Genomic DNA, 24,445 nt, shown 5'->3' on the forward strand with positions numbered 1-24,445 from the left:
CGTCAGTGAGCGGGTTATAGTCGCTTGAAACTTTTCGGCAACATCAATGGAGGTTGCGGTGCCGGCGGGTTCTCAGCGGGCGACCCTCGCGATGGTGGCGGAGGTCGCGGGGGTGTCGCTGCCGACGGTCTCCAAGGTGCTCAACGGTCGCGGCGACGTGGCCGCCGCGACCCGGGAGCGGGTGCAGGAGGTCATCCGCGAGCTGGGGTACGTCCCGCAGCCCGGACGGCGCCCGGCCGCCCCCGCGCGGGTGGTGGACCTCGTGTTCGACGACCTGGTCAGCCCGTATTCGCTCGAGGTGCTGCGCGGGGTCACCGACGCGGGCGTGGAGAGCGGCGTGGACGTCGTGGTCGGGCGCCTGCCGGAGCGGGAGGACGACGACTGGGCCCGCCGCCTGCGCGTCGCGGGGCGGGAAGGGCTGATCGTGGTCACCTCCGAGCTGACCCGCGCCCAGGTCGAGGGCTTCGCGCGCGCCGGGCTGCCGCTGGTCGTGATCGATCCGCTGAACCTGCCGCGCGTTGAGGTGACCAGCGTCGGCGCGACCAACTGGAACGGCGGCGTCGCCGCGACCGAGCACCTGCTGGGCCTGGGGCACCGGCGCATCGCCTACGCCGGCGGCCCGGTGCAGGCGTCGTGCAGCCAGGCCCGCCAGCACGGTTACCGCGCGGCACTGGAGAACGCCGGGGTCGCCGCCGATCCGGCACTGATCCTGCACGGCGCGTTCGGCTACCCGGACGGCCTGGAGATGGGCGGGCGGCTGCTCGACCTGCCCGAACCGCCGACCGCGGTGTTCGCCGGCAGCGACGCGACCGCGCTGGGCGTCATGGAGGCGGCCCGGCGGCGGGGACTGCGCGTGCCGGAGGACCTGTCCGTGGTCGGCTTCGACGACACCATGCTCGCCGAGCTGGCGACCCCGGCGCTGACCACTGTCCGGCAGCCGCTGCAGGACATGGGCCGCGTCGCCCTGCGCACGCTGCTGCGGCTGGCCGCGGGCGAAACCCTCGACTCACATCACGTGGAGCTGGCCACCCATCTGGTGGTGCGCGATTCGACGACGAACCTGCAAGGAGCACCATGACGCAGCCGACCTGGCGTGACCGCGCCCTGTCCCCGGAGAGCCGGGCGCAGGCCCTGCTGGCGGAGATGACGCTGGAAGAGAAGGTGGCGCAGCTGGGCAGCGCGTGGCCGGGCAACGAACAGCTCAACGGGAACGTCGCGCCGATGCAGGACGTGTTCGCGCGCGGCGGGGTGCCGTTCGAGCAGGCGCGGGAGAACGGCATCGGGCACGTGACCAGGGTGTTCGGCACGGCACCGGTCAGCGCCGACGACGGTGCGGCGCGGATCGAGGCGCTGCAGCGGGAGATCGTCGAGGAGACCCGGCTGGGGATTCCGGCGATCGTGCACGAGGAATGCCTGACCGGATTCACCACCTACGGCGCCACCGTGTATCCGACGGCGCTGGCATGGGCGGCGACGTTCGACCCGGAGCTGGTCGAGCGGATGGCCGCGGCGATCGCGGACGACATGCGCGCGGTCGGCGTGCACCAGGGGCTGGCGCCGGTGCTGGACGTCGTGCGCGACTACCGCTGGGGCCGGGTCGAGGAAACCCTGGGCGAGGACCCGTACTTGGTCGGCGCGCTGGGCACGGCGTACGTGAAGGGCCTGGAACGCACCGGGATCGTCGCCACCCTCAAGCACTTCGCCGGGTACTCGGCGTCGCGCGCGGCGCGCAACCACGCGCCGGTGTCGATCGGGCCGCGCGAGCTGCGGGACGTGATCCTGCCGCCGTTCGAGATGGCACTGCGGGAGGGCGGCGCGCGGGCGGTGATGAACGCCTACGTCGACCTCGACGGCGTGCCCGCGGCGGCGAACCCCGAGCTGCTGACCGGGATCCTGCGCGACGAGTGGGGTTTTCCGGGCGTCGTGGTGTCCGACTACTGGGCCGTCGCGTTCCTCAAGAGCATGCACCGGGTCGCCGACAGCGTCGGGCAGGCCGGGGCGCTCGCGCTGGCCGCCGGGATCGACGTCGAACTGCCGGACACCCTGTGCTACGGCAAGGAACTCGTCGAGCTGGTGCGCTCCGGCGAGGTGCCGGAGTCCCTTGTGGACCGGGCGGTCGCGCGGCTGCTGCGCCAGAAGGCGGAACTGGGCCTGCTCGACCCGGACTGGGTGCCGCGGGCGCGGCCGGTGGACCTGGACTCGCCGCGCAACCGGGCGATCGCGCGGGAGGTGGCGGAGAAGTCGGTGGTGCTGCTGGCCAACGACGGCACCCTGCCGCTGACCGCGCGGCGGATCGCGGTGGTCGGGCCGTGCGCGGACGATCCGCTGGCCTTCATGGGCTGCTACTCGTACCCGAACCACGTGCTGCCCCGGTATCCGGAGTACGGCATCGGGGTCGCGGCGCCGTCCCTGCTGGAGTCGCTGCGGGCCGAACTGCCGGACGCCGTCGTGACTTCGGCGGCCGGGTGCCCGATCCGCGTCGAGGATCGGTCCGGGTTCGCCGAGGCCGTCGAGGTGGCGCGTTCGGCGGACGTGTGCGTCGCGGTGGTCGGCGACCGGGCGGGCCTGTTCGGCGAAGGCACGTCCGGTGAGGGCTGCGATGCGCCGGACCTGCGGCTGCCCGGGGTGCAGGACGAGCTGCTGCGTGAGCTGCTGGCCACCGGCACGCCCGTGGTCGTGGTCGTGGTGTCCGGGCGGCCGTACGCCCTCGGCGACCACCCGGCGGCGGCGCTGGTGCAGGCGTTCATGCCCGGCGAGGAGGGCGGTCCGGCGCTCGCCGGTGTCCTTTCCGGACGGACGAACCCGGGCGGGCGGTTGCCGGTCCAAGTGCCGCGGGTGGCCGGTGCGCAGCCCAGCACGTACCTGCAGCCGCCGCTGGGCGGCAACAGCGAGGGGATCAGCAACCTCGACCCGAGCCCGCTGTTCCCGTTCGGGCACGGCATCTCCTACACGACGTTCGAGTACTCGGAGCTGACGCTCAGCGCGGGCGAGGTCCCCACCGACGGTGCGGTCGAGATCTCCGCGGTGGTGCGGAATTCCGGTGCCCGGACCGGCGACGAGGTGGTGCAGCTCTACGTGAGCGACGTGCAGGCGCAGGTGACCCGCCCGGTGCGGCAGCTGGCCGGGTTCGCGCGGGTGACCCTCGACCCGGGCGAGAAGACCACCGTGACGTTCCGCCTGCACGCGGACCGGCTCGCGTTCACCGGCCTGGACCTGCGCCGGATCGTGGAACCCGGCACGATCGAGGTCTTCGTCGGGCGCTCCGTGGACGACCTGCCGTGCCGCGGCGCGTTCGAGCTGACCGGCCCGGTGCGCGAGGTGGGACACGACCGCGTGCTGACGACCCCCGTCAGCTGCCGGCCGTGACGAGACCCGTCTCGTAACCCAGCTCAGGCTCGGCTGCGGGCACGGTCCGGCCTGCTGATCGCCGTCGTGGACGGCGCGCCAGCGCCCTGCCCCAAAGTGAGCTGGGTGGTCATCCCGTCGCCTGAGGCCGTCACATCACTGTGAGCCAGGCCCGCACCCCCGGCACCCGCGCGAGATGACATGCCAAGCTTGCGGGCCTGGCTCACAGTGATAGGCCTCAATGCAGGCGACGGGATGACCACCCAGCGACCCACTGCATGAGGTGAGATGACTGCATTCCCCGGTTATCCCGGAGCCTGCCGGTCCGGCGAGGACATCTTTTGATCTTTTCCCGCCGCTTCGCGGCAGGGCGCCTCACGGCGCTGGGTGGTCGCCTTGGGTGCCGACCTCCCCCGCCCCCTCCGGTTGGAGTGTTTCGGTCGCCGAGCAGCGGCGTCAAGGCGGGAAAGAGTACCTTGACCCCGCTGATCGGCGACCAAAGGCGGGCTGGGGATCGGGGGCGGGGGAGGTCTGGGGACGTCGCACCTCACCTCGCGTTGCCGGGCGCCGGGAGGTCTGGGGAGGTCCCCGGGTCGGCTTGCGGCGCAGCCTTCCGGGGTGGGTGGTGGTCCCGCCTCAGTGTGCGTCGCCCGCTGCTTGGGGGCTGCGTGTGCGGGCCGCGCTAGGTGAGCTTCTCCACGGTTTCCACCAGGGTTCGCAGCTCGTCTTCGGTGTTGTAGTAGTGCACCGATGAGCGCACCATCGCCGGCAGGCGCCGGACTTCCTGGTCGTACTGGTAGGACTCGGCGTGGGTCGTCGATGTGTTGATCGTCGCCGCGGAGAGGTGGTTCTTCACCTCGGCCGCGTCGATCCCGGCCACGCTGAAGGTCACGATGCCGCACCGGCGCCGGCCCTGGTCGTGCACCGTGACGCCGGGGACCTGCGACAGGTCCGCCCGCAAGCGCGCGGCCAGCGCCGTCACCCGTTCCTCGATCGCGGGCAGTCCGACCGCCATCGCGTAGTCCACCGCGGCCCCGAGACCGAGCACGAGACCGTAGTTGCGTTCCCAGGTCTCGAAGCGGCGGCCGTCCGGGGCGACCTCGTACCTGTCGGGCGCGGTCCACGTCGCGGAGTGCAGGTCGAGCATCGCGGGCTCGATCCGCTCACGCAGCCTCGGGTGCACGTACAGGAAGCCGGTGCCGCGGGGCCCGCGCACGTACTTGCGCCCGGTGCCGGACAGCGCGTCGCACCGGAGGCGGCGCACGTCCAGGTCCAGCTGGCCCGCCGACTGGCACGCGTCGAGCAGGAACGGGATCCCGGCGCGCTCCGCGATCGCCCCGACCTCCTCCGCCGGGTTCACCAGCCCGCCCTGCGTCGGCACGTGCGTGATCGCGATCAGCTTCACCCGGTCGTCCACGCGGCGCTCCAGGTCGGCGACGTCCAGCTGCCCGCTCGCGTCGTCCTCGACGACCTCCACCAGGGCGCCGGTCCGGCGCGCCACCTGCAGGTAGGCGATCGCGTTGCTGGCGTACTCCGAGCGGCAGGTCAGGATCCGGTCGCCGGGCTGGAACCGCATCGCGTAGAACACCGCCTGCCACGAGCGGGTCGCGCTGTCGGTCACCGAGATGTCCGCGGCGTCCGCGCCGAGGAACCGGGCGATCGAGCCGTACACGCCCTGGATGCGCTCGGCGTGCGCGGCGGCGGTCTCGTAGCCGCCGCGCACGGACTCCTCACGCAGGTAGTCCAGCACGGTGTCGGTGACCTGGGTGGGCGGCAGGGCCGACCCGGCGTTGTTGAGGTGGATGACGTCTTCGGTGCCGGGGGTGTCGCGGCGGAACCGGTCGACGTCGTCTGCGCGCAATGTCGTCACAGACCGACGATATGGGGATCGCGCAGGGCCGGACACCGCTTTTCGATGTCGTCCCATTCGTACTCCGGGGCGACCCGCCGCAGGGCCGCGAGCGTCGCGGGCATGCGGCCCCGCGCGGAGCCGTCGGCGATCTTGACCGCGACCGTGGTGCCGTCCGGCAGGACCGCGATCTGCACGGCCTCGGCGCCGTCCTTGGCGATCAGCCCGGGCACGGCACGCATGAGCTGGGTGACGTCCCGGTTCGGCCCGGCGACCATCTCCGGGTGCTTGCGCATGGCCTCGGCCACGCGGTGCTCCGGCGTCCCGTGCGGGGCGGTCGCGACACGCTGCACGGCGGTGGCCAAGCCCCGCAGGGAGATCGCGAACAGCGGCGCGCCGCACCCGTCGAGCGCGGTGTGCGCGACCGGCTCACCCGCGAGCTCGGCGACGGTCGCGGCCAGGGCGGTCTGCACCGGGTGCCCGGGATCCAGGTAGCCGCCGGTCGGCCAGCCGTTGAGCTTCGCGGTGGCGAGCATCGCGGAGTGCTTGCCGGAACAGCAGTGGGCGAGGCGCCGCGGGACGCGGCCCCCGGCGAGCCAGACGTCGTGCAGGACCGGGTCGTGCGGGAGGTGCGCGGGGCACCCGAGGTCGTCCTCGGTGAGGCCGGCGTCACCGAGGATGCGCAGCACCCCCGCGAGGTGGAACTCCTCGGCGGAGTGGCTCGCGGCGGCGAGGGCAAGCAGGTCGGGCGGGAGGTCGAGCCCGAGCCGCACCAGGCCGGCGGCCTGCATGAGCTTGGCCGTCGAGCGGGGGTACCCCGGCTCGTCGACGTCACCCGACGCCTCCAGCACCTCACCACCAGGACCGAGCACCATTCTCGATCCGAAGTGGACACTTTCCGCACGCCCGCCGCGGAGCACCTGAACCAGGGGGATCACCACGTTCGCAGGCTCGCCGGGCCACGCGGGGCCTGTCAAGCGGACGCTCGTCACTCCGGGTGGCCGCCCGCGCTCGGCCGCCCTTTCTTGACCTTGCGTTACAAAATCCGCAACGCCGTCTCGGCCAGGTTCGCGAGCCGTCGCGGGTCGGGGTCGGCCTTGGCCAGCACCCGGATGCCGGTGACGGTCGTGAGGAGGAACGCCGCCACCGCGCCGGCGTCGGCCGCGGGGTCGATCTCGCCCGCCCGCTGCCCCTCCTCGACGGTGCTGCGGAACGCCGCCTCCTGGCGCTCGAAGGTGCGCCGGACGAGGTGGTTGACCACCTCGTCGGCCTCGCCGAACTCGACCGCCGCGTTGGCCATCAAGCAGCCCCGGCGGTCTTTCCGGGCTTCGTCGACGACCAGTTCGAGCGCGCTCCGCAACCGCTCGCGGGCGGAACCCGGGCCGTCCAGGATCTCGATCAGCCGCACGCTCTCCCGCTCGTGGTAGCGCCGCAGCGCCCGCTCGTACAGAGCGTGCTTGCCGTCGAACGCGTTGTACAGGCTGCCGCGGCCGATGCCCAGCGCGTCGACCAGCCGCTGGGGTGTGGTGCCCGCGAAGCCGCGCGCCCAGAAGACGTCCATCGCCTTGTCGACGGCCTCGTCGACGTCGAAGGCCTTCGGTCTCGCCATGCCGTGAACGTAGGCCATACTGGAACCAGAGGTCAAATAAAGTCGCCTCGGCACGTCGGCGTTTTTTCCCGCCCGCCGCGAGCTAGGCTGATCCTCCGGACCGGTGCCCGCGCGCGGCGCGTGCGGCCGGCGAAGCCACGAAGTCGCAGGGGAGGTTCTTGCTGGTGTCGAACGATTCCTTCGTCCACCTGCACGTGCACACCGAGTATTCGATGCTCGACGGTGCGGCGAAGATCGCCCCGCTGTTCGCGGAGGCGAAGCGCCTGGAGATGCCGGCGGTCGGCATGACCGACCACGGCAACATGTACGGCGCGGACGAGTTCTACCAGCAGGCGAAGAAGGCCGGGCTCAAGCCGATCATCGGCATCGAGGCCTACATCGCGCCGGAGTCGCGGTTCACCAAGAAGCCGGTCTTCTGGGGGCAGGCCAGCCAGCGCGGCAGTGACGAGTTCGGTGAGGGCGGGGACGTCTCCGGCGGCGGTGCCTACACCCACATGACGATGCTGGCCGAGAACGCCACCGGCCTGCGCAACCTGTTCAAGCTCTCCTCGCTGGCCAGCATCCAGGGCTACTACCGCAAGCCGCGGATGGACCGGGAGCTGATCGCGGAGAACGCCGGGGGGATCATCGCCACCACCGGGTGCCCCTCGGGTGAGGTGCAGACCCGGCTGCGGCTGGGCCAGAAGCAGGAGGCCATCCAGGCCGCGTCGGACTACAAGGACATCTTCGGGGCGGACAACTTCTTCCTCGAGCTGATGGACCACGGCCTGCCCATCGAGCGGTCGGTGCGCGAGGGGCTGCTGGAGATCGGCAAGCTGCTCGACCTCAAGCCGCTGGCCACCAACGACTCGCACTACGTCACCAAGGACCAGGCCGACTCGCACTCGGCGTTGCTGTGCGTGCAGTCGGGCAAGACGCTCAACGACCCGAACCGGTTCAAGTTCGACGGCGACGGCTACTACCTGAAGTCGGCCGCGGAGATGCGCGAGTACTGGGACGCCGAGGTGCCCGGTGCCGCCGACAGCACGCTGCTGATCGCCGAGCGCGTCCAGTCCTACGAAGACGTCTACACCCACAAGGACCGGATGCCGGTCTTCGAGGTGCCGGAGGGGCACGACGAGGCGTCCTGGCTGCGTGCGGAGGTCGACCGCGGTCTGGCGTGGCGATTCCCCGACGGCGCGCCCGAGGGCTACCGCGAGCGGCTCGACATGGAGCTCGAGGTCATCATCGGCAAGGGCTTCCCGGCCTACTTCCTCGTGGTCGCCGACCTGATCAACTACGCCCGCAAGGTCGGCATCCGCGTCGGCCCCGGCCGTGGTTCGGCGGCGGGTTCGCTGGTCGCCTACGTCCTGGGCATCACCAACCTGGACCCGATCCCGCAGAAACTGCTGTTCGAGCGGTTCCTCAACCCCGAGCGCGTCTCGATGCCCGACATCGACATCGACTTCGACGACCGCCGCCGCGGCGAGATGATCCGCTACACCACCGAGAAGTACGGCGCGGACAAGGTCGCCCAGGTCATCACCTTCGGCACCATCAAGACGAAGGCGGCGATCAAGGACTCCGCGCGCGTGCACTTCGGCCAGCCGGGCTACGCGATCGCGGACAAGATCTCCAAGGCGCTGCCGCCGCCGATCATGGCCAAGGACATCCCGCTGTCGGGCATCGTCGACCCCCAGCACGAGCGCTACGGCGAGGCCGCCGAGGTGCGCACCCTGGTGGAGACCGACGAAGAGGTCTCCACGATCTTCAACACCGCCCGCGGTCTGGAGGGCCTGATCCGCAACGCGGGCGTGCACGCCTGCGCGGTCATCATGTCCAGCGAGCCGCTGATGGACGCGATCCCGCTGTGGCAGCGGGACGACGGGTCGATCATCACCGGGTGGGACTACCCCTCCTGTGAGGCCATCGGCCTGTTGAAGATGGACTTCCTGGGCCTGCGCAACCTCACCGTCATCGGTGACGCGATCGACAACATCAAGGCCAACCGCGGCATCGACATCGACCTCGACACGCTCGACGTCGACGACCCGGAGACCTACAAGCTGCTCTCCCGCGGTGACACGCTCGGCGTGTTCCAGCTGGACGGCGGGCCGATGCGGGACCTGCTGCGCCGCATGCAGCCGACGGTGTTCGACGACATCGTGGCGGTCGGCGCGCTGTACCGCCCCGGCCCGATGGGCATGAACGCCCACAACGACTACGCCGACCGGAAGAACGGGCGGCAGCAGGTCAAGCCGATCCACCCGGAGCTCGAAGAACCCCTGAAGGAGATCCTGGCCGACACCTACGGCCTGATCGTCTACCAGGAACAGATCATGCACATCGCGCAGAAGGTCGCCGGCTACTCGATGGGCCGAGCGGACGTTCTGCGGCGCGCGATGGGCAAGAAGAAGAAGGAGGTCCTCGACAAGGAGTTCGAGGGCTTCCACGCCGGGATGAAGGCCAACGGCTTCTCCGACGAGGCCATCCAGGCGCTGTGGGACACGATCCTCCCGTTCGCCGGGTACGCGTTCAACAAGAGCCACGCGGCCGCGTACGGCCTGGTCTCGTACTGGACCGCCTACCTGAAGGCGAACTACACCGCGGAGTACATGGCCGCGCTGCTGACGTCGGTCGGTGACAACAAGGACAAGTCCGCGGTCTACCTGTCCGAGTGCCGCCGGCTGGGCATCAAGGTGCTGCCGCCGGACGTGAACGAGTCGGGCCAGCGCTTCGCCGCGGTCGGCAACGACATCCGGTTCGGCATGGGCGCCGTGCGCAACGTGGGCGCCAACGTGGTGGAGTCGATCATCAAGACCCGCCAGGAGAAGGGCAAGTACACCTCCTTCACCGACTTCCTGGACAAGTCCGAGCTGGTGGCCTGCAACAAGCGGGTCATCGAATCGCTGATCAAGGCCGGCGCGTTCGATTCGCTGGGCAACACGCGGCTGTCGATGATCCAGGTGCACGAGGACGCGGTCGACGCGGTCGTGCCGCTCAAGCGCCAGGAGGCGATGGGCCAGTTCGACCTGTTCGGCGCGTTCGGCGCCGACGACGCCGGTGCCGAGCCCGCGCCCTCGTCGTCGCCGCTGGCGCACCTGAAGTTCGGCGACGAGGAGTGGCCGCGCAAGCAGCTGCTGGCCTACGAGCGGGAGATGCTGGGCCTGTACGTGTCGGCGCACCCGCTGGACGGCGCCGAACGGATCCTGCGCAAGCACGCCCCCCGCCCGATCGCCGCGATCCTGGACAACCCGCCCAAGGAAGGCGAACTGGTCATCTCCGGGCTGATCACCTCGCTGGAGCGCCGGGTCAACAAGAAGGGCGAACCCTGGGCGATCTGCACGGTCGAGGACATGGACGCCTCGCTCGAGGTGCTGTTCTTCCCCAAGGCCTACGCCATGTTCTCGGCCGACCTGGTCGAGGACAACGCCGTGCTGGTCAAGGGCCGGGTGAACTGGCGCGAGGACAAGATGTCCGTCTTCGGTGGTGGCCTCGTGCCGCTCGACCTGTCCGAGATCGGCAACGGCGAGGACGACCCCCCGCTGGTGCTGCGCTGCACGGCCGAGCGCCTGGACAAGAGCGTGGTCGGCGAACTGAAGTCGACGCTGCTCGCCCACCGCGGTGACACGCCGGTCCGGCTGAAGCTGGTCGGCAACCAGCGCGAGACGACGTTCGCCCTGTACGACTACCCGGTCAAGGTCAGCAGCATGCTCATGGGCGAACTCAAGGGCATCCCCGGCATCACCGCCGGGACCTGAGGTGCCCGGGCGGCGATAGCGCGCGGCCCGGGCGGGTAGCGGCGACCATGGACGGGTGACCCCGACGCCACCACCGGACCCCCGCCGCTGGAAAGCACTCGCCGTCACCCTCACCGCGGGGTTCATGAGCCTGCTCGACGTCAGCATCGTCAACGTCGCGCTGCCCTCCATCCAGAAGGGCATCGGCGGCGAGGCGGGCACGGCGCAGTGGGTCGTTTCGGGTTACGCGCTCACCTTCGGCCTCGTCCTCGTCTCCGGCGGGCGCCTCGGCGACGCGCTCGGCCGCCGCAAGATGTTCCTGATCGCGCTGGCCGCTTTCGTCTCGATGAGCGCGTTCGCCGGCGCGGCGCCCACGGGTGACGTCCTGGTCGTCGCGCGGCTCCTCCAGGGCTGCGCCGCCGGCCTGCTGACACCCCAGAACTCGGGCCTGATCCAGGACCTGTTCCACGGCGACGAGCGCGGCAAGGCGTTCGGCGCGTTCGGATCGGTGGTCGGGATCTCCACGGCGGTCGGGCCGGTGCTGGGCGGCGTGATCCTCGCGTTGTTCGGCGAGGACAACGGCTGGCGGTGGGTGTTCTACGTCAACGTGCCGATCGGCGCGCTCGCGTTCGTGCTCGCCCTGCGGTTGCTGCCGCGCGCCGAGGGCCGCCCGGCGCGGCTCCGCTCGGAGATCGACTTCCTGGGCGTGCTGCTGCTCGGGCTGGCGGTGCTGTGCGTGCTGCTCCCGCTCGTGGAGTCCGAACAGGACGGTGTGCGCCGCCTGTGGTGGCTGTTCCCGGTCGCCGTCGCGTTCGGGCTCGGTTTCGTGCGCTGGGAACGACACGTGGTGCGGCACGATCGTCCGCCGCTGATGGACATCCGGCTGTTCACCGAGACGCCGGGGTACTCGCCGGGCGCGGCGATCGGTGCGGTCTACTTCTGCGGGTTCACCGGCATCTGGCTGGTGTTCGCGATGTTCTTCCAGCTGGGCCTGGGGTACACGCCACTGGAGTCGGGGCTGGCGGTGACCCCGTTCGCGGTCGGCTCGGCGGTGTCGTCCGCGGCCGCGGGGCGGCTGGTGGGGCGCTGGGGCCGTCGCCTCACCGTGACCGGCCTGTCCCTCGTCGCGGCGGGGCTGGGCGCCGTGGCACTGCTGGCGTGGCTGGCGCACGGTCCGCACCTCGGCGTGGTCGTCGCGCTGCCCCTGCTGGTCGGCGGGATCGGTGGCGGCATGGTGATCTCGCCGAACACGACGCTGACCCTGGAGTGCGTGCCGACGAGCACGGCCGGGGTCGCCGGGGGAGCGCTGCAGACCGGCCAGCGGATCGGCACGGCGATCGGCACCGCGGTGCTGGCGTCCGTCTTCCGGGCGATGCTTTCCGGCTCCGGCAACGACTTCCCGTCGGCGCTGTCCGTGTCCATGGTGTGCGCCGTCGGGTTCATCCTGGTCGCGTTGACCCTCGGGATCGCCGAACTGCGTGCCCGGCGAGCACGCGCGACGAGCGATCAACTACTCAACGCGACTACTGCTGCTCCATATGAGTGATCGTTGCACGAAGGTGCTAGATCTACGGAGAGCGACCGGGTAAACCTTGTCTAGCCTTCACGGCACGGGTATCAGCTACTCACAGTGGCGATGCGGAGCGGGTTCCGGGGATGGGGACCGAGCTCCGGGCTCTCGAGATCGGACACTCAGGGTCACTCCCGGGTCGAAACCGCCGGCGCCAGCGGGGGATCGTGCGGCGGTACGAGGGCACCCACGTGGGTGGGCCCGGACGAGGGGGAGCCGGGCCCACCCATTGTGTGTGCTGGGATGGGCGGGCAGGCCGAGTGGAGGGAGGCGGCATGTCCGTGGCGCCGGCGAACCGCCGGTACCGGGTCTGGTACCGGCCGATGACCTCACGGGATCGCGACGAGCGGCACCGCGCGGCAACGCCGCTGGAGTTGTTGTTCGACCTGTGTTTCGTCGTCGCCGTGGGGCAGGCGGCGTCGGAGTTGCACCACCAGTTGTCGGAGAACCACGTCGCGCACGGCGTGCTGAGTTTCCTGCTGGTGTTCTTCGCGATCTGGTGGGGCTGGGTGAACTTCACCTGGTTCGCGTCCGCGTTCGACACCGACGACGGTCCGTACCGCCTGCTCACACTGGTGCAGATCGGTGGTGCGCTGGTGGTCGCGGCCGGGGTGGGAAAGGCGTTCGGCGACGACTTCACGGTGATCGTGATCGGCTACGTGCTGATGCGCCTGGCGATGGTCGGGCAGTGGCTGCGCGCCGCGGGGAGCGTCCCGGAGCGCCGGCGGACCGCGCTGCGCTACGCGGCCGGGATCGCGATCGTGCAGGTGGCGTGGATCGCGCGGCTCGCGCTGCCGCGGTCGTGGCTGCTGCCCGCTTTCCTCGTGCTCGCCGTGGCCGAGCTGCTGGTGCCGGTGTGGGCGGAGTGGCGCGCCGAGACGAGCTGGCACCGGCACCACATCGCCGAGCGGTACGGGTTGTTCACGCTGATCGTGCTGGGCGAGACGGTGTTCAGCGCCACGAACGCCGTGCGCGACGCGATCGACTCCGGTAGCGACGTGATCGATTTCGTGTTCGTGGCGCTGGCCGGGCTGCTGCTGGTGTTCTCGATGTGGTGGCTGTACTTCGACCAGCCCGGCCACCAGCGGCTGGCGCAGTTCCGGCTGGGCTACACGTGGGGGTACGGGCACTACCTGATCTTCGCGTCCGCGGCGGCCGTCGGCGTGGGCATCGAGGTGGCGCTCGACCACCAGACGCACACCGGCCACGCGCCGGAGCTGGCCGCCGCCTTCGCGACGACGCTCCCGGTGGCGGTTTTCGTGCTCAGCGTGTGGCTCCTGCACGTCGGCCCGCGCAACGAATGCCGCCCGATCGCGATCGGCTTCCCCCTCGCGGCGGTGCTGGTGCTGGCGGTGTCGTTCACGCCCGCGCCGGTGTACCTGACGGCGCTGATCATGGTGGCCCTGGTGGCGACCAGGGTGATCGCCAGCCACGGTGAACCGGTGAAGACCACGCTCGGCGACTGAGGGCGGTGGCCGCCTCGCCGGGCCTCAGCGGACCAGCGCCGGCAGCACCTCGGCCAGCGGCTCCCGCAGCACGACGGTCGCGATGTCGTCGTACGGGGTTTCCGACGCGTTCGCGATGATCACCGGCGCGCCGGCCGCCGCCGCGAGGTCCACCAGCCCGGCAGCCGGGTGCACGGTCAGGGAGCTGCCCAGCGCGAGCATCAGGTCGCAGCTCACCGCCGCCTCGCGCGCCCGGTCCACGACGTCCGGGTCGAGCATCTGCCCGAACGAGATCGTCGCCGACTTGAGGATCCCGCCGCAGATCTCGCACTCCGGGTCGGACTCGCCTGCCCGCACCCGGTCGAGCGTTTCGTGCATGTCGCGCCGGTCGTCGCAGGACAGGCAGATCGTCTCGGCCATCGTGCCGTGCAGCTCGATCACCCGGTCCTCCCCGGACCCGGCCTTCTGGTGCAGCCCGTCGATGTTCTGCGTCAGGATCGCCGACAGCCGGCCCTGCCGTTCCAGCTCCACCAGCGCGAGGTGCGCGGCGTTGGGGCGCGCCCACCACCCGGGGTGGTCCAGCCGCGCCCGCCAGGACTGTTCACGCACCTCGCGGCTGGCGACGTAGTCGTCGATGTGCGACAGCTTCTCCGCGGCCGGGTTCTTCGTCCACACGCCCTGCGGCCCCCGGAAATCCGGGATGCCCGAATCGGTGGAGACACCGGCACCGGTGAGCGCGACGATCCGCGAAGCGTCCTTCACGAGCCGCCGCGCCTGATCGAGTTCCGGGGCAGTCATGGCCTCCATGGTGCCCCGGAACCGCGATCACCACACAGTCACTTCAGCGCACTGCCCTGCTGCCACTTGTCCCACGACAGCGCCCAGTCGCCGTAGAGGTCCCACACCGGCAGCTGCTGGCCGCCCGAGTTGGTGACCTCCACGACGTCCCCGAGGCCCAGGTTGTTGAAGAACCACTGGGCGTTCTCGGCGTTGAGGTTGATGCACCCGTGCGAGACGTTCGAGTTGCCCTGCGACCCGACGCTGTTCGGGTTCTCGTGGACGAACTCGCCGTCGTTGGAGATGCGCTCGGACCACTTCTCGTCGGAGCTGTACCAGTTCGGATCGCCCTTGCAGACGCCGTAGGTGCACGAGTCCATGTGGTAGGTCTCGGCCTTGAACGAGATGACGTGCGCGCCGAGGTGCGTCGGCGTCGCGTCCTTGCCCATCGAGATCGGCATGGTCTTCACGACCTGCCCGTTGTGGAGGATCTGCATCTGCTCGGTGTTGCCGTCGGCCTTGGCGATCCACGAATCGTGCACGTGGTAGGTCTCGGTGCGGTCCTCCGCGCCGTAGACGCCACCGCCGAAATCGACGCCGTAGACCTTCGCCGAAACCGTCAGCGTCGTGCCCGGCTGCCAGTACTCCTTCGGCCGGTAATGCACGTTCTTGTCGTCGATCCAGTACCAGCTGCCCTCCTGCGGCGGATTCGACACCACCGACAGCTGCTTTTCCACATCGGCCTTGTTCTTCACCGGGTAGCTGAACTGGAAGACGATCGGCTGGCCGACGCCGACACCGGTCTGGGCGACCGCGCCGGGTGCGGGGATCATGTTCGGGTTGGCCTGCTTGGACGGCGACACGGTGGTGACCTCGCCGTGCTGCTCGACGGTCTTGCCGGCGCTGTCGGCGCCGTGCGCGTCGACCGAGTAGGTGCTGCCGTAGCCCAGCGGCTCCGACGAGGTCCAGGTGGTCTTGTCGGCCGAGAAGGTGCCCTTCACCGTCGTGTGCTTGGCGGTGTTCTGCACCGTCACGTCGGTCAGGGTGCCGCGGGACGCCTTCACCACGATCGGCGTGATCGGGCTGACGTTCTTGGCGTCGGCGGCCGGCTCGATGGACACGGTCACCGCGGGGGCCTGGTTCGCGCCCGACGGCGCTGCCGTGCCCCCATTGCTCGAATTGCCCGAATCGCCGGAACTGCACGCCGAGAGAAAGAGCGCCACCGCGAGCAGTCCGGCCGCGATGGGCGCCCTGCGGGTCGAAAGTAAAGTCTTCTTGACTGTCATGTGGTCTCTTTGTGAGAAATGGTCTGGGTGCGAGGGGGAACGCTCAAAACTACCGTGCCCGGATAGACGCCGTGCCACCCGGTTTGTTGTGCGGAAGTGGCCCGCGTCACCACGCCTTTTCCGGCTTCACGCGACCTTCACCCCGGGGCCGCCGTACAGGCCGGGGCCGTCGATCGTGAGCCCGTCGAGGTAGATCCGGGCCGCCTCGTGGGCGGCGTTCGTCAACTCGTCGGTGCGGCTGAAGTCCAGCGGGCTCAGGCGGACCGGGCGCGGGCCGGGCAGGTACACGACGGGCACCTCGGCGGCGGCGAACGGCGCCTCCAGCACGGCCTGGTTCCGCATGCTCACCATCGCCGTGTACATCAGCACCTCGGCGAACGTCTGCGGCGGCGACGGGATCTGGCCGGGGAACGCGCAGTCCAGCACGACGAGCGACCGCGCGCCCATCGACAGCGCCTGCCGCATCGGCACGTTCGCCACCAGGCCGCCGTCGTAGAGCAGATGGCCGTCGTGTTCCACCGGAGGGTAGATGCCCGGGATCGCCGCGCTGGCCAGCAGCGGTGGCCGCAGGGCGCCGGAGGTGAACAGCCGGGGCTCGGCGGTGTCCACGTCGGTGGCCACGACGCCCAGTGGCAGCGCGAGGTCCTCGAACGTCGAACCGGGGCCGAGGTGCTCGTCGACGATCGCGGCCAGGCCGATGTTGGGGAACAGGCTGGTCTTGGTGTTCCGGAGGGTGCGGACCTGGCTGAGCACGCCGCCCGGGAACGCTTCGTGGCGGGTCATGTGCGCCCACGTCTTGCGCAACCGATCGCCGGCGTCGTCCGGGTCGAGCGCGAGGACCGCGCCGTTGAGCGAGCCCACGGACGTGCCGACCACCAGGTCCGGCCGGATCCCGGCCTCGTCGAGCGCGCGCAGCATGCCGACCTGCATCGCGCCCAGGCTGCCACCGCCGCCGAGCACGAAGCCGACCGGTCGCGGCAGGTCCACCACGGGCATGGGATCACCTCCACCCGCATGGTGCGCCGCGCCGGTGGGTGCCGCCAACGGAGAGCGGGCGGATGTGAGCAAGACTGCGCCGGTGTTCCCCGTCCGGCCGGCCGCCACGTTGCCGGCACTCGATTGCGACAGCACCGGCCTGCACTTCACCCGCCTCGCCCAGCGAGGCGCCGTGTCGCGGCGGTGGCTGGTGCGTGCCGGGTTCCTGCTCGTGGCCCAGCTGTTCGTCACGCCGTGGCCGGAGGGCCCGCTGACCGCGGCCGCGGGGCTGACCCTCGGCCTGGGCTGGACCGGTGCGCGGTGGTGGCGGTACGGCCGGTGGGCGAGGGCGGTGGAGCCGTTGCTGCGGTGCTCGTGGCGCGAGGTGCCGGCGACGCTGCACGGGCGGCGCGTGCGGGCCGGTGGTGACGTGTTCGCCCTGCGCGGTGTGCCGACGGAGGTGCGAGCGGTCGTCGCGCGCACCGGCCGGGTGTGGCTGGCGGGCCCCGGCGAGCGCGGCTTCGCGGCCGTGCGCATCGCCGGGTCGGGGGCACCGTGGCCCGCCGTTCGCCGCGTGCGAGCCGGTGCGCGAACCCCCGCCCGGCCGATCGACCACGTCCGCCGGTACCGGCGGGCGTGGCGGTGGTGGTCCATCGCCGTGGCGGGCTTGGTGGCGGCCCTGGCCGCGGTGATCGTGGCGACCGTGCGGAACCCGGCCTGGACCGCCGCCGATGTCGTGGGCGCGATCCTGCTGCACCTGCTCGTGCTGGTGCCGCTGGGCAAGGCGCTCGCCCGGCAGGCGGACGCTCGGTGGATCCTCCGGTGGCATCAGCGTCCGTGGACCCGGCTCCACGCGGCCGTTGCCGAGTGTGACTGGACCGGCAGGCGTCGCGCCCCGGTTCACGGATGGGCGGTCCTGCCCGGCGGGGAACCGGCGGTCTTCCGCATCGACGACTGTCCCCTCGACCTGTACACCGACATCTTCTTCCGCAGGTCCCTGTGGCTGCGGGGCGAGCCGGGCGAGGGGGAGTTCGTCGTCGGGATGCCGGATTTCCCCGTCCTCACCCGGGCGAGTATCGGCCGCAGGTCTTCCACTCGCACTACCCGTGAGTAACACTGGTCACAAAGTCTTGACGGCGTACCGCGGAGGTGTCCGGTGGTTGAGCAGCCGAAGGTGACGGAGAAGGAGGCCCGCGCGGTCGCCGAGGAGGCCAGGGAGAGCGACTGGCGCAAGCCGTCGTTCGCGAAGGAGCTGTACCTCGGCCGCTTCCGCCTCGACCTCGTCCACCCGCATCCCCGGGCCGAACCGGCCGCCGCGGCGAAGGCCGAGCGGTTCCTCACCCGGTTGCGCGAGTACGCCGAGACGCTCGACGGCACCGTCATCGAACGGGAGTCGCGCATCCCGGACGAGTACGTCAAGGGGCTGGCCGAGCTGGGCTGCTTCGGCATCAAGATCCCCGAGGAGTACGGCGGTCTCGGGCTGTCGCAGGTCGCCTACAACCGCGCTCTGGCGCTGCTCGGCTCGGTCCACCCGACGCTGGGCGTGCTGCTGTCGGCGCACCAGTCGATCGGCGTGCCCGAACCGCTCAAGCTGGCCGGCACCCCCGAGCAGAAGGCCAAGTTCCTGCCCCGCTGCGCGAAGGGCGCCGTGACCGCCTTCCTGCTCACCGAACCCGACGTCGGCTCCGACCCGGCCCGCCTGGCGACCACGGCGACGCCCACCGAGGACGGCGACTACCTGCTCGACGGCGTGAAGCTGTGGACGACCAACGGCGTGGTGGCCGAGCTGGTCGTGGTGATGGCGCGGGTACCGCGCAGCGAGGGGCACCGCGGCGGCATCACCGCGTTCATCGTCGAGATGGACTCGCCCGGCATCACCGTCGAGCGGCGCAACGCGTTCATGGGCCTGCGCGGCATCGAGAACGGCGTCACCCGCTTCCACCAGGTGCGGGTGCCGAAGGACGCGGTCGTCGGCGGCGAGGGCAAGGGGCTGAAGATCGCGCTCGCGACGCTCAACACGGGCCGCCTGTCGATCCCGTCGATGTGCGCGGGCGCGGGCAAGTGGTGCCTCAAGATCGCCCGCGAGTGGTCCGCCGCGCGCGTGCAGTGGGGCAAGCCGATCGCCGAGCACGCGGCCGTGGCCAACAAGATCTCGTTCATCGCCGCGACCACGTACGCGCTGGAGAGCGTGCAGGAGCTGTCCGGGCACATGAGCGACGAGGGCCGCAACGACATCCGCATCGAGGCGGCGCTGGCGAAGCTGTACGCCAGCGAGATGTCGTGCAAGATCGCCGACGAGCTGATGCAGATCCGCGGCGGCCGCGGGTACGAGACCGCCCAGTCGCTGGCGGCGCGCGGCGAGCGGGCGGTCGGTGTCGAGCAGCTGGTCCGCGACCTGCGGATCAACCGGATCTTCGAGGGTTCGACCGAGATCATGCACCTGCTCATCGCCCGGGAGGCGGTCGACGCGCACCTGTCCGCCGCGGGCGCGCTCGCGGACCTGGAGGCGGACCTGCCCGCCAAGGCGAAGGCCGCCGCGAAGGCCAGCGGCTTCTACGCCAGGTGGCTGCCCCAGCTGGTGACCGGGCGCGGGCAGGTGCCGACGTCGTTCACCGAGTTCGGGCAGCTCGCCCCGCACCTGCGTTACGTCGAGCGCACGGCCCGCAAGCTGGCGCGGTCCACGTTCTACGGCATGGCCCGCTGGCAGGCCGGGCTGGAGAAGCGGCAGGGCTTCCTGGGCCGGATCGTGGACATCGGCGCGGAGCTGTTCGCGATGTCCGCCGCGTGCGTGCGCGCCGAGATGCAACGCGAGGACGACGTGCGCGAGGGCGAGGCCGCCTACGAGCTGGCCGACGTGTTCTGCCGCCAGGCGCGGGTGCGGATCGAGACGCTGTTCGACGGGTTGTGGCGCAACACCGACGACGCCGACCGCCGGATCACCGACCGCGTGCTCGACGGCGCCTACACCTGGCTCGAGGAGGGCGTCCTGGACCCGAGCGAGGGCACCGGACCGTGGATCGCCGACTGGCGCGCGGGCGCGTCCACCGAGGACAGTGTCGCGCGGAGGTACGCGACCGGGTGAACCGTGGTAGGACTCGGCGGTGGTGATCGTCGAGCTGAGCACGGACACGGTGGACGGTGCGGTCGCGGCCGACCGGCTCGGCGCGGACCGCGTCGAGCTGTGCGCCGCGGGTGCGCTGGGCGGGCTGACGCCCGGGCCGGGGCTGCTGGCCGCCACCCTGGCGCGGTGCACGCGTGCCGCCGTGCACGTGCTGATCCGCCCCCGGGACGGCGGTTTCCGCTACACCCCGGCCGAAGTGGACGCGATGCTCGCCGACGTCCGGCACGCCGTCGGGGCCGGGGCGGCGGGCGTGGTCGTCGGCGCGCTCACCGCCGGCGGAGCCGTCGACCGGGTCGTGGCGGGCGAGCTGATCGCGGCGGCCGCCGGCCGGGAGGTGACGTTCCACCGCGCGATCGACGTCTGCGCGGACCCGCTGACGGCGCTGGACACGTTGGCCGGGCTGGGGGTGTCGCGCGTGCTCAGCTCCGGTCAGGCCCCGACCGCGCTGGACGGCGCGGTGGTGCTGTCGCGGATGACCGCGGTCGCCGGGGACCGGCTGACGGTGATGGCGTGCGGCGGGATCCGGTCGCACAACGTGCGCCAAGTGCTGGACGCCACCGGGGTCCGGCACGTGCACGCCGCGCCCCGGCGGCCCGCGGGGCAGACCTCGGCGAGCGCCGTGGACTTCGGTGCCCACGCGACGCTCGACGAGGCGGCGGCGCGGGAGCTGATCGCCGCCGTCCGGTGAGTCACTCGGCGTTGCTCGGTTCCGGCGCGGACTGCTCCAGCTTGCCCATCGCCTTCCTCTTCTTCCACCGCAGCAGGAAGAACAGGCCGACCGCGGCCAGCACGCCGATCACGATCAGGCCACCGGTGTTCAGGATGCCCTCGATGCGCTTGGCCGCCTCACCGAGCGCCGCGCCGAGGCTGATGTGCAACAGCGACCAGGAGGTCGCGCCCGCCGCCGCGGCGGGCAGGAACTTGCGGAACTCCAGGCCGGACGTCCCGGCCGCCGCGGGGGTCAGCGTGCGGATCACCGGCAGGAACCGCGCGAAGAACACCGCCCACGCCCCGCGCCGGTGCAGCACCCGGGTCGCCTTGTCCCAGGCGTCCGTGCCGTACTTCTGGATGATCTTCGTCTCGCGCAGCCGCGGGCCGAACCTCCGGCCGATCGCGTAGCCCAGCGAGTCGCCGACCGTGGCGCACACCGCCACCACCGCCCACAGGATCAGGAACCGCGGCACGCTGGTCGCGGTGGTCGCGGCGATCAGCAGCCCCGACTCGCCGGGCGCGATGAAACCCAGCCCGATCGTGCACTCGGCGAACACGAGCGCGCCCGTCGCGCCGACCAGCGCAGGCTGCGGCAGTGCCTGCAGCCACTCCAGGATGTCGGTTACCAGCGCCACGAGCGATTCCCCTGTCCGTTATGTCCCGCCTTGACCCCTTCAAGCTACCGTGCACGGTATCGGGCCCGCGGGACACTTTCGTCAGGGGAATCCCCGGACTTTCAGCGCGTGAGCAGGCTGCTGGCCTCCTGGGCGGCGGGTCCGGCCTCGGCCAGGTGGGCCAGGTTCTCCGGCAGCTCCTCGCCGCGGTGCCGCTTGGTCTGCGCGTAGAGCCGGCCGGCGCGGTAGGACGAGCGGACCAGCGGTCCGGCCATCACCCCGGCGAACCCGAGCGCCTCGGCGACCTTCGAGTGCTCGACGAACTCCTCCGGCTTGACCCACCGGTCCACCGGGTGGTGCCGCACCGACGGGCGCAGGTACTGGGTGATGGTCAGGATCTCGCAGCCCGCGTTCACCAGGTCGCGCATCGCCGGCTCGACCTCCTCGGGGGTTTCCCCCATGCCGAGGATCAGGTTCGACTTGGTGACCAGCCCGGCCTCGCGGGCCCGGGTGATGACCTCGAGCGAGCGCGCGTAGCGGAAGCCGGGGCGGATGCGCTTGAAGATCCGCGGCACGGTCTCGACGTTGTGCGCGAGCACCTCCGGCGCGGAGCCGAACACCTCGGCCAGCTGGGCGGGGTCGGCGTTGAAGTCCGGGATCAGCAGCTCGACGCCGGTGCCCGGGTTGAGCGCGTGGATCTGGCGGACGGTCTCGGCGTAGAGCCACGCGCCGCCGTCTTCGAGGTCGTCACGGGCGACACCGGTGACGGTCGAGTAGCGCAGGCCCATCGCCTGGACGCTCTCGGCGACCCGGCGCGGCTCCTCGCGGTCCAGCGCGGCGGGCTTGCCCGTGTCGATCTGGCAGAAGTCGCACCGGCGGGTGCACTGGTCACCGCCGATGAGGAACGTCGCCTCCCGGTCCTCCCAGCACTCGTAGATGTTGGGACAGCCCGCCTCCTCGCAGACCGTGTGCAGGCCCTCCCGGCGGACCAGGCCCTTGAGCTCGGTGAACTCCGGCCCCATCTTCGCGCGGGTCTTGATCCAGGACGGCTTCTTCTCGATCGGCGTCTCACTGTTGCGGACCTCGAGACGCAGCAGTTTCCGACCTTCAGGCACAACAGTCACGCGCCCCAGCGTACGCCCTCGAGACCGGCGGATGACCTACGCCGGGTCGGGGGTCACGCTGGTCAGCTTGGCCGTCAGCTCCCACAGCTTCCGGCCGGTCTCGCGGTCCAGCGCCGGGCGCAGCGGCGGCACCACGGCCGGGTTGCCGCGGATGCCGCGCAACAGGCGCGGGCCGATGTAGTCACCGCCGTTGACGTCCGGCGCGGTGGCCGCGATCAGCGACGGCAGGGCACCCGTGCGGACCCCCTGCGCGATCAGCAGGTCACCCAGGAACGTCACACCGCCGACGACCGCGCGGACGACCGGGTGGCCCTGCGCGTTCGCCGTGTTCGAGGTGAGGTTGGTGGCCGTGTAACCGGGGTGGGCGGCCACGCTGATCACGTCCTCACCGGCCGCGCGCAGTCGCCGGTCCAGTTCGAGCGCGAAGATCTGGTTGGCGATCTTCGACTGCGCGTACGCGACGGCCGGGTTGTAGCGGCGGTGCTCGAAGTTGGGGTCGTCGAAGTCGACGCGTCCGCCGGTGGCGGCGAGGCTGGACAACGTCACGACGCGCGCGCCGGTGCCCCGCCGCAGGGCGGGCATGAGCAGCCAGGTCAGCGCCGCGTGTCCCAGGTGGTTGGTGCCGAACTGCAGCTCGAAGCCGTCCTTGGTCCGCCTCTGGGGCGCCGCCATCAGGCCGGCGTTGTTGATCAGGACGTCGAGCTTCCCGCCGGTCAGCTCCTGCACGCGGCTCGCGGCGGCGCGCACGGACGCGAGGTCGGCGAGGTCGAGTGAGACCAGCTCGGGCGAAGTGCCGGCGACCGCGGACACCGAGCGCAGCGCCTGCTCGCCCCGCTCCCGGTTGCGGCAGGCGAGCAGCACGCGGGCGCCCTTGCCGGCGAGCACGAGCGAGGTTTGCAGACCGAGGCCGGAGTTCGCGCCGGTGACGAGCACCGTGCGGCCCGTCTGGTCGGGGATGTCGCCCTCGGCCCAGGTTTTCATGCCCGCGATAGTAGAGCGACGCGAAGCGTCACCGTCGAGGGTGGCGGTGGGAGACGGGGGCGACCACAGAGGATCAAGCGCTGGGGGCCAGCATCCGCCGCAGGCGGTCGAAGGGACGGGCCGGCCACAACCGGGGACCGTCGGTCAGCAGCGCCTCGAAGGCGGCACCGACCTTGGCGACCTCGCCGACCGGCTCGTCCGGTTCGGCCAGGCCCGCGGACACGGCCAGCATGGCCTGCTCGGCGCGGTGCGCGGCCCGCAGCGCCGGGTACTCGTCGCGGTGCGCGGAGACCACCTCGTAGAGCACCGGGTTGCGCCGCACGGCCGCGGCGAACGCGCGCTTGACCGCGCCGACGTGGTCGTCGTGCTCGTCGTGCTCGTCATGGACCTCGGCGCGCAGGTGACCGCTCAACGTCCGGGTCCAGTTGTAGTGCAGCGCGAGCATGAGCTCCTCACGCGATCCGAAGACCTCCTCGGCCCCGGGAACGGTCTCGAAGGGCAGCGGCCCCCGCGGATCGCGGGCTGCCGCGGTCAGGACGGCGTCCAGGACGTCGCGCCGTCGGTAGAAGTCGTTCCAGCTCATGGGTCCTCCCCACTTGTGACCCCGGCCATACTCTGAGTTTGAAGCATACCGTCGGTATGGTCCCGACACGACGAACATACCACGGGTATGGAAACGGAAACCGGCGTAAGCTCGTGATCGTGGTGACAATGCGGTCCAGGCGTCTCGACTATTCGGAGTCCACGCGGTCGGCCCTGGTGAACAGCGCGGTGGACCTGTTCACCAAACGGGGTTACGCGAGCACGTCGCTGGACGAGATCGCCAAGCGCGCGCGGGTCACCAAAGGTGCCCTCTATCACCATTTCAGTGGAAAGCAGGCGCTCTTCGAAGCCGCGTTCGAGAAGGTCGAGAGCCAGGTCTTCGGGCGGCTGGAGGAGATCGTCGGCGGGGACGGCTCGCCGTGGGAGCGCGCGCTGGCCGGGCTGCGCGAGTTCATCTCCAGCTGCCTCGACCCGGCCTACCAGCGCATCGCGATCCACGAGGCGCCGGTGGTGATGGGCTGGGAGCGGTGGCGCGAGGCCGAGGACAGGGCCAGTTTCGGGCTGATCCGGCGGAGCCTGGCGGACCTGATCGAGGCGGGCGAGGTCGACGAGGTGCCGGTCGAGATCACCGCGCGGCTGCTGTTCGGTGCCCTGCACAGCGCGGCGACCGAGATCGCCAGCTCACCGGACCCGAAGAAGGTCGGCGCGCAGATCGAGGCCGTGATCGTGCAGCTGCTCCACCGCGTCCGGCGGACGCCGTAGTCATTACGCTGAAC

The 24,445-nt window shown here is 71.1% G+C and carries 19 protein-coding genes; 9 read left to right on the forward strand and 10 right to left on the reverse strand.

What is annotated here, in order from left to right; all coding sequences use genetic code 11:
- Positions 1-58 precede the first annotated feature (58 nt).
- Both FB470_RS19125 and FB470_RS19130 read left to right on the forward strand, forming a co-directional pair.
- The gene (locus FB470_RS19125) at positions 59-1,078 is read left to right on the forward strand and encodes a LacI family DNA-binding transcriptional regulator (RefSeq protein WP_306993381.1); all 1,020 of its coding nucleotides are present in this window, start codon (positions 59-61) and stop codon (positions 1,076-1,078) included.
- Positions 1,075-3,366 (forward strand): beta-xylosidase/alpha-l-arabinosidase, encoded by a 2,292-nt coding sequence (locus FB470_RS19130; RefSeq protein ID WP_306993382.1) that lies wholly within the window; start codon positions 1,075-1,077, stop codon positions 3,364-3,366. The genes FB470_RS19125 and FB470_RS19130 overlap by 4 nt, the downstream gene beginning before the upstream one ends.
- A 661-nt stretch (positions 3,367-4,027) precedes the next feature.
- Here the strand turns inward: FB470_RS19130 and FB470_RS19135 are convergent.
- From FB470_RS19135 to FB470_RS19145, 3 genes are all read right to left on the reverse strand, one after another.
- Positions 4,028-5,215: an aminotransferase class V-fold PLP-dependent enzyme gene (locus FB470_RS19135; RefSeq protein ID WP_370876499.1), complete on the reverse strand. Its 1,188-nt coding sequence runs from the start codon at positions 5,213-5,215 to the stop codon at positions 4,028-4,030.
- Positions 5,212-6,129 (reverse strand): asparaginase, encoded by a 918-nt coding sequence (locus FB470_RS19140; protein WP_306999367.1) that lies wholly within the window; start codon positions 6,127-6,129, stop codon positions 5,212-5,214. The genes FB470_RS19135 and FB470_RS19140 overlap by 4 nt, the downstream gene beginning before the upstream one ends.
- A gap of 101 nt (positions 6,130-6,230) precedes the next feature.
- Positions 6,231-6,803, reverse strand: a complete 573-nt coding sequence (locus tag FB470_RS19145; RefSeq protein WP_306993384.1) for a TetR/AcrR family transcriptional regulator — start codon at positions 6,801-6,803, stop codon at positions 6,231-6,233.
- A gap of 164 nt (positions 6,804-6,967) precedes the next feature.
- Here FB470_RS19145 and dnaE point away from each other — a divergent pair, with 164 nt between their 5' ends.
- The 3 genes from dnaE to FB470_RS19160 all read left to right on the forward strand — a co-directional run bounded on the left by dnaE (position 6,968) and on the right by FB470_RS19160 (position 13,558).
- Positions 6,968-10,543 carry a DNA polymerase III subunit alpha gene (dnaE, locus tag FB470_RS19150; protein WP_306993385.1) on the forward strand — a complete coding sequence of 1,192 codons (3,576 nt, stop codon included), beginning with the start codon at positions 6,968-6,970 and terminating at the stop codon, positions 10,541-10,543.
- Positions 10,544-10,667: 124 nt separating this feature from the next.
- A complete protein-coding gene (locus FB470_RS19155) occupies positions 10,668-12,068 on the forward strand; it encodes an MFS transporter (RefSeq protein WP_442320558.1) in 1,401 nt (466 codons plus the stop codon).
- Positions 12,069-12,367: 299 nt separating this feature from the next.
- Positions 12,368-13,558, forward strand: coding sequence for a low temperature requirement protein A (locus FB470_RS19160; RefSeq protein WP_306993389.1), 1,191 nt, complete (start codon positions 12,368-12,370; stop codon positions 13,556-13,558).
- A 24-nt stretch (positions 13,559-13,582) separates the two neighbouring features.
- Here the strand turns inward: FB470_RS19160 and FB470_RS19165 are convergent, their stop codons facing one another.
- From FB470_RS19165 to FB470_RS19175, 3 genes are all read right to left on the reverse strand, one after another.
- The gene (locus tag FB470_RS19165; RefSeq protein ID WP_306993391.1) at positions 13,583-14,335 is read right to left on the reverse strand and encodes an SIR2 family NAD-dependent protein deacylase; all 753 of its coding nucleotides are present in this window, start codon (positions 14,333-14,335) and stop codon (positions 13,583-13,585) included.
- Between the two features lie 38 nt (positions 14,336-14,373).
- Complete coding sequence (locus tag FB470_RS19170; protein ID WP_306993392.1) at positions 14,374-15,600, reverse strand: L,D-transpeptidase; 1,227 nt, start codon at positions 15,598-15,600, stop codon at positions 14,374-14,376.
- Positions 15,601-15,726: 126 nt separating this feature from the next.
- Positions 15,727-16,596, reverse strand: coding sequence for a patatin-like phospholipase family protein (locus FB470_RS19175; RefSeq protein WP_306993393.1), 870 nt, complete (start codon positions 16,594-16,596; stop codon positions 15,727-15,729).
- 64 nt (positions 16,597-16,660) lie between these two features.
- Here FB470_RS19175 and FB470_RS19180 point away from each other — a divergent pair, with 64 nt between their 5' ends.
- From FB470_RS19180 to FB470_RS19190, 3 genes are read left to right on the forward strand one after another with little or no spacing between them, the layout of a single operon-like run.
- Positions 16,661-17,689, forward strand: a complete 1,029-nt coding sequence (locus FB470_RS19180; protein WP_306993395.1) for a hypothetical protein — start codon at positions 16,661-16,663, stop codon at positions 17,687-17,689.
- A 42-nt stretch (positions 17,690-17,731) separates the two neighbouring features.
- Complete coding sequence (locus FB470_RS19185; RefSeq protein WP_306993396.1) at positions 17,732-19,657, forward strand: acyl-CoA dehydrogenase family protein; 1,926 nt, start codon at positions 17,732-17,734, stop codon at positions 19,655-19,657.
- 19 nt (positions 19,658-19,676) lie between these two features.
- Positions 19,677-20,384: a copper homeostasis protein CutC gene (locus tag FB470_RS19190; RefSeq protein ID WP_306993399.1), complete on the forward strand. Its 708-nt coding sequence runs from the start codon at positions 19,677-19,679 to the stop codon at positions 20,382-20,384.
- A gap of 1 nt (position 20,385) precedes the next feature.
- On the opposite strand, the gene FB470_RS19195 is transcribed toward FB470_RS19190, so the two are convergent.
- From FB470_RS19195 to FB470_RS19210, 4 genes are all read right to left on the reverse strand, one after another.
- Positions 20,386-21,042: a DedA family protein gene (locus FB470_RS19195; RefSeq protein ID WP_306993400.1), complete on the reverse strand. Its 657-nt coding sequence runs from the start codon at positions 21,040-21,042 to the stop codon at positions 20,386-20,388.
- A 101-nt stretch (positions 21,043-21,143) separates the two neighbouring features.
- Entirely contained in the window at positions 21,144-22,145 is a 1,002-nt protein-coding gene (lipA, locus tag FB470_RS19200) for a lipoyl synthase (protein ID WP_306993402.1), read from the reverse strand.
- Positions 22,146-22,181: 36 nt separating this feature from the next.
- Positions 22,182-23,126: an oxidoreductase gene (locus tag FB470_RS19205; RefSeq protein ID WP_306993403.1), complete on the reverse strand. Its 945-nt coding sequence runs from the start codon at positions 23,124-23,126 to the stop codon at positions 22,182-22,184.
- 73 nt (positions 23,127-23,199) lie between these two features.
- Positions 23,200-23,709, reverse strand: a complete 510-nt coding sequence (locus FB470_RS19210; protein WP_306993405.1) for a hypothetical protein — start codon at positions 23,707-23,709, stop codon at positions 23,200-23,202.
- A gap of 128 nt (positions 23,710-23,837) precedes the next feature.
- Between FB470_RS19210 and FB470_RS19215 the strand changes: the two genes are divergently transcribed.
- On the forward strand, positions 23,838-24,431 hold the full coding sequence (locus tag FB470_RS19215) for a TetR/AcrR family transcriptional regulator (RefSeq protein ID WP_306993407.1): 594 nt from the start codon (positions 23,838-23,840) through the stop codon (positions 24,429-24,431).
- Positions 24,432-24,445: the final 14 nt, after the last annotated feature.

The sequence above is a fragment of the Amycolatopsis thermophila genome (assembly GCF_030814215.1).
Lineage (GTDB): Bacteria > Actinomycetota > Actinomycetes > Mycobacteriales > Pseudonocardiaceae > Amycolatopsis_E > Amycolatopsis_E thermophila.

What these genes read in the sequence shown, in the direction of transcription:
- FB470_RS19215 (WP_306993407.1), top strand. Translation starts at nt 23,838, where the DNA reads ATGCGGTCCAGGCGTCTCGACTATTCGGAGTCCACGCGGTCGGCCCTG.
- FB470_RS19170 (WP_306993392.1), bottom strand. Translation starts at nt 15,600, where the DNA reads ATGACAGTCAAGAAGACTTTACTTTCGACCCGCAGGGCGCCCATCGCG.
- FB470_RS19210 (WP_306993405.1), bottom strand. Translation starts at nt 23,709, where the DNA reads ATGAGCTGGAACGACTTCTACCGACGGCGCGACGTCCTGGACGCCGTC.
- FB470_RS19165 (WP_306993391.1), bottom strand. Translation starts at nt 14,335, where the DNA reads ATGACTGCCCCGGAACTCGATCAGGCGCGGCGGCTCGTGAAGGACGCT.
- FB470_RS19155 (WP_442320558.1), top strand. Translation starts at nt 10,668, where the DNA reads ATGAGCCTGCTCGACGTCAGCATCGTCAACGTCGCGCTGCCCTCCATC.
- FB470_RS19205 (WP_306993403.1), bottom strand. Translation starts at nt 23,126, where the DNA reads ATGAAAACCTGGGCCGAGGGCGACATCCCCGACCAGACGGGCCGCACG.
- FB470_RS19145 (WP_306993384.1), bottom strand. Translation starts at nt 6,803, where the DNA reads ATGGCGAGACCGAAGGCCTTCGACGTCGACGAGGCCGTCGACAAGGCG.
- FB470_RS19175 (WP_306993393.1), bottom strand. Translation starts at nt 16,596, where the DNA reads ATGCCCGTGGTGGACCTGCCGCGACCGGTCGGCTTCGTGCTCGGCGGC.
- FB470_RS19130 (WP_306993382.1), top strand. Translation starts at nt 1,075, where the DNA reads ATGACGCAGCCGACCTGGCGTGACCGCGCCCTGTCCCCGGAGAGCCGG.
- FB470_RS19160 (WP_306993389.1), top strand. Translation starts at nt 12,368, where the DNA reads ATGTCCGTGGCGCCGGCGAACCGCCGGTACCGGGTCTGGTACCGGCCG.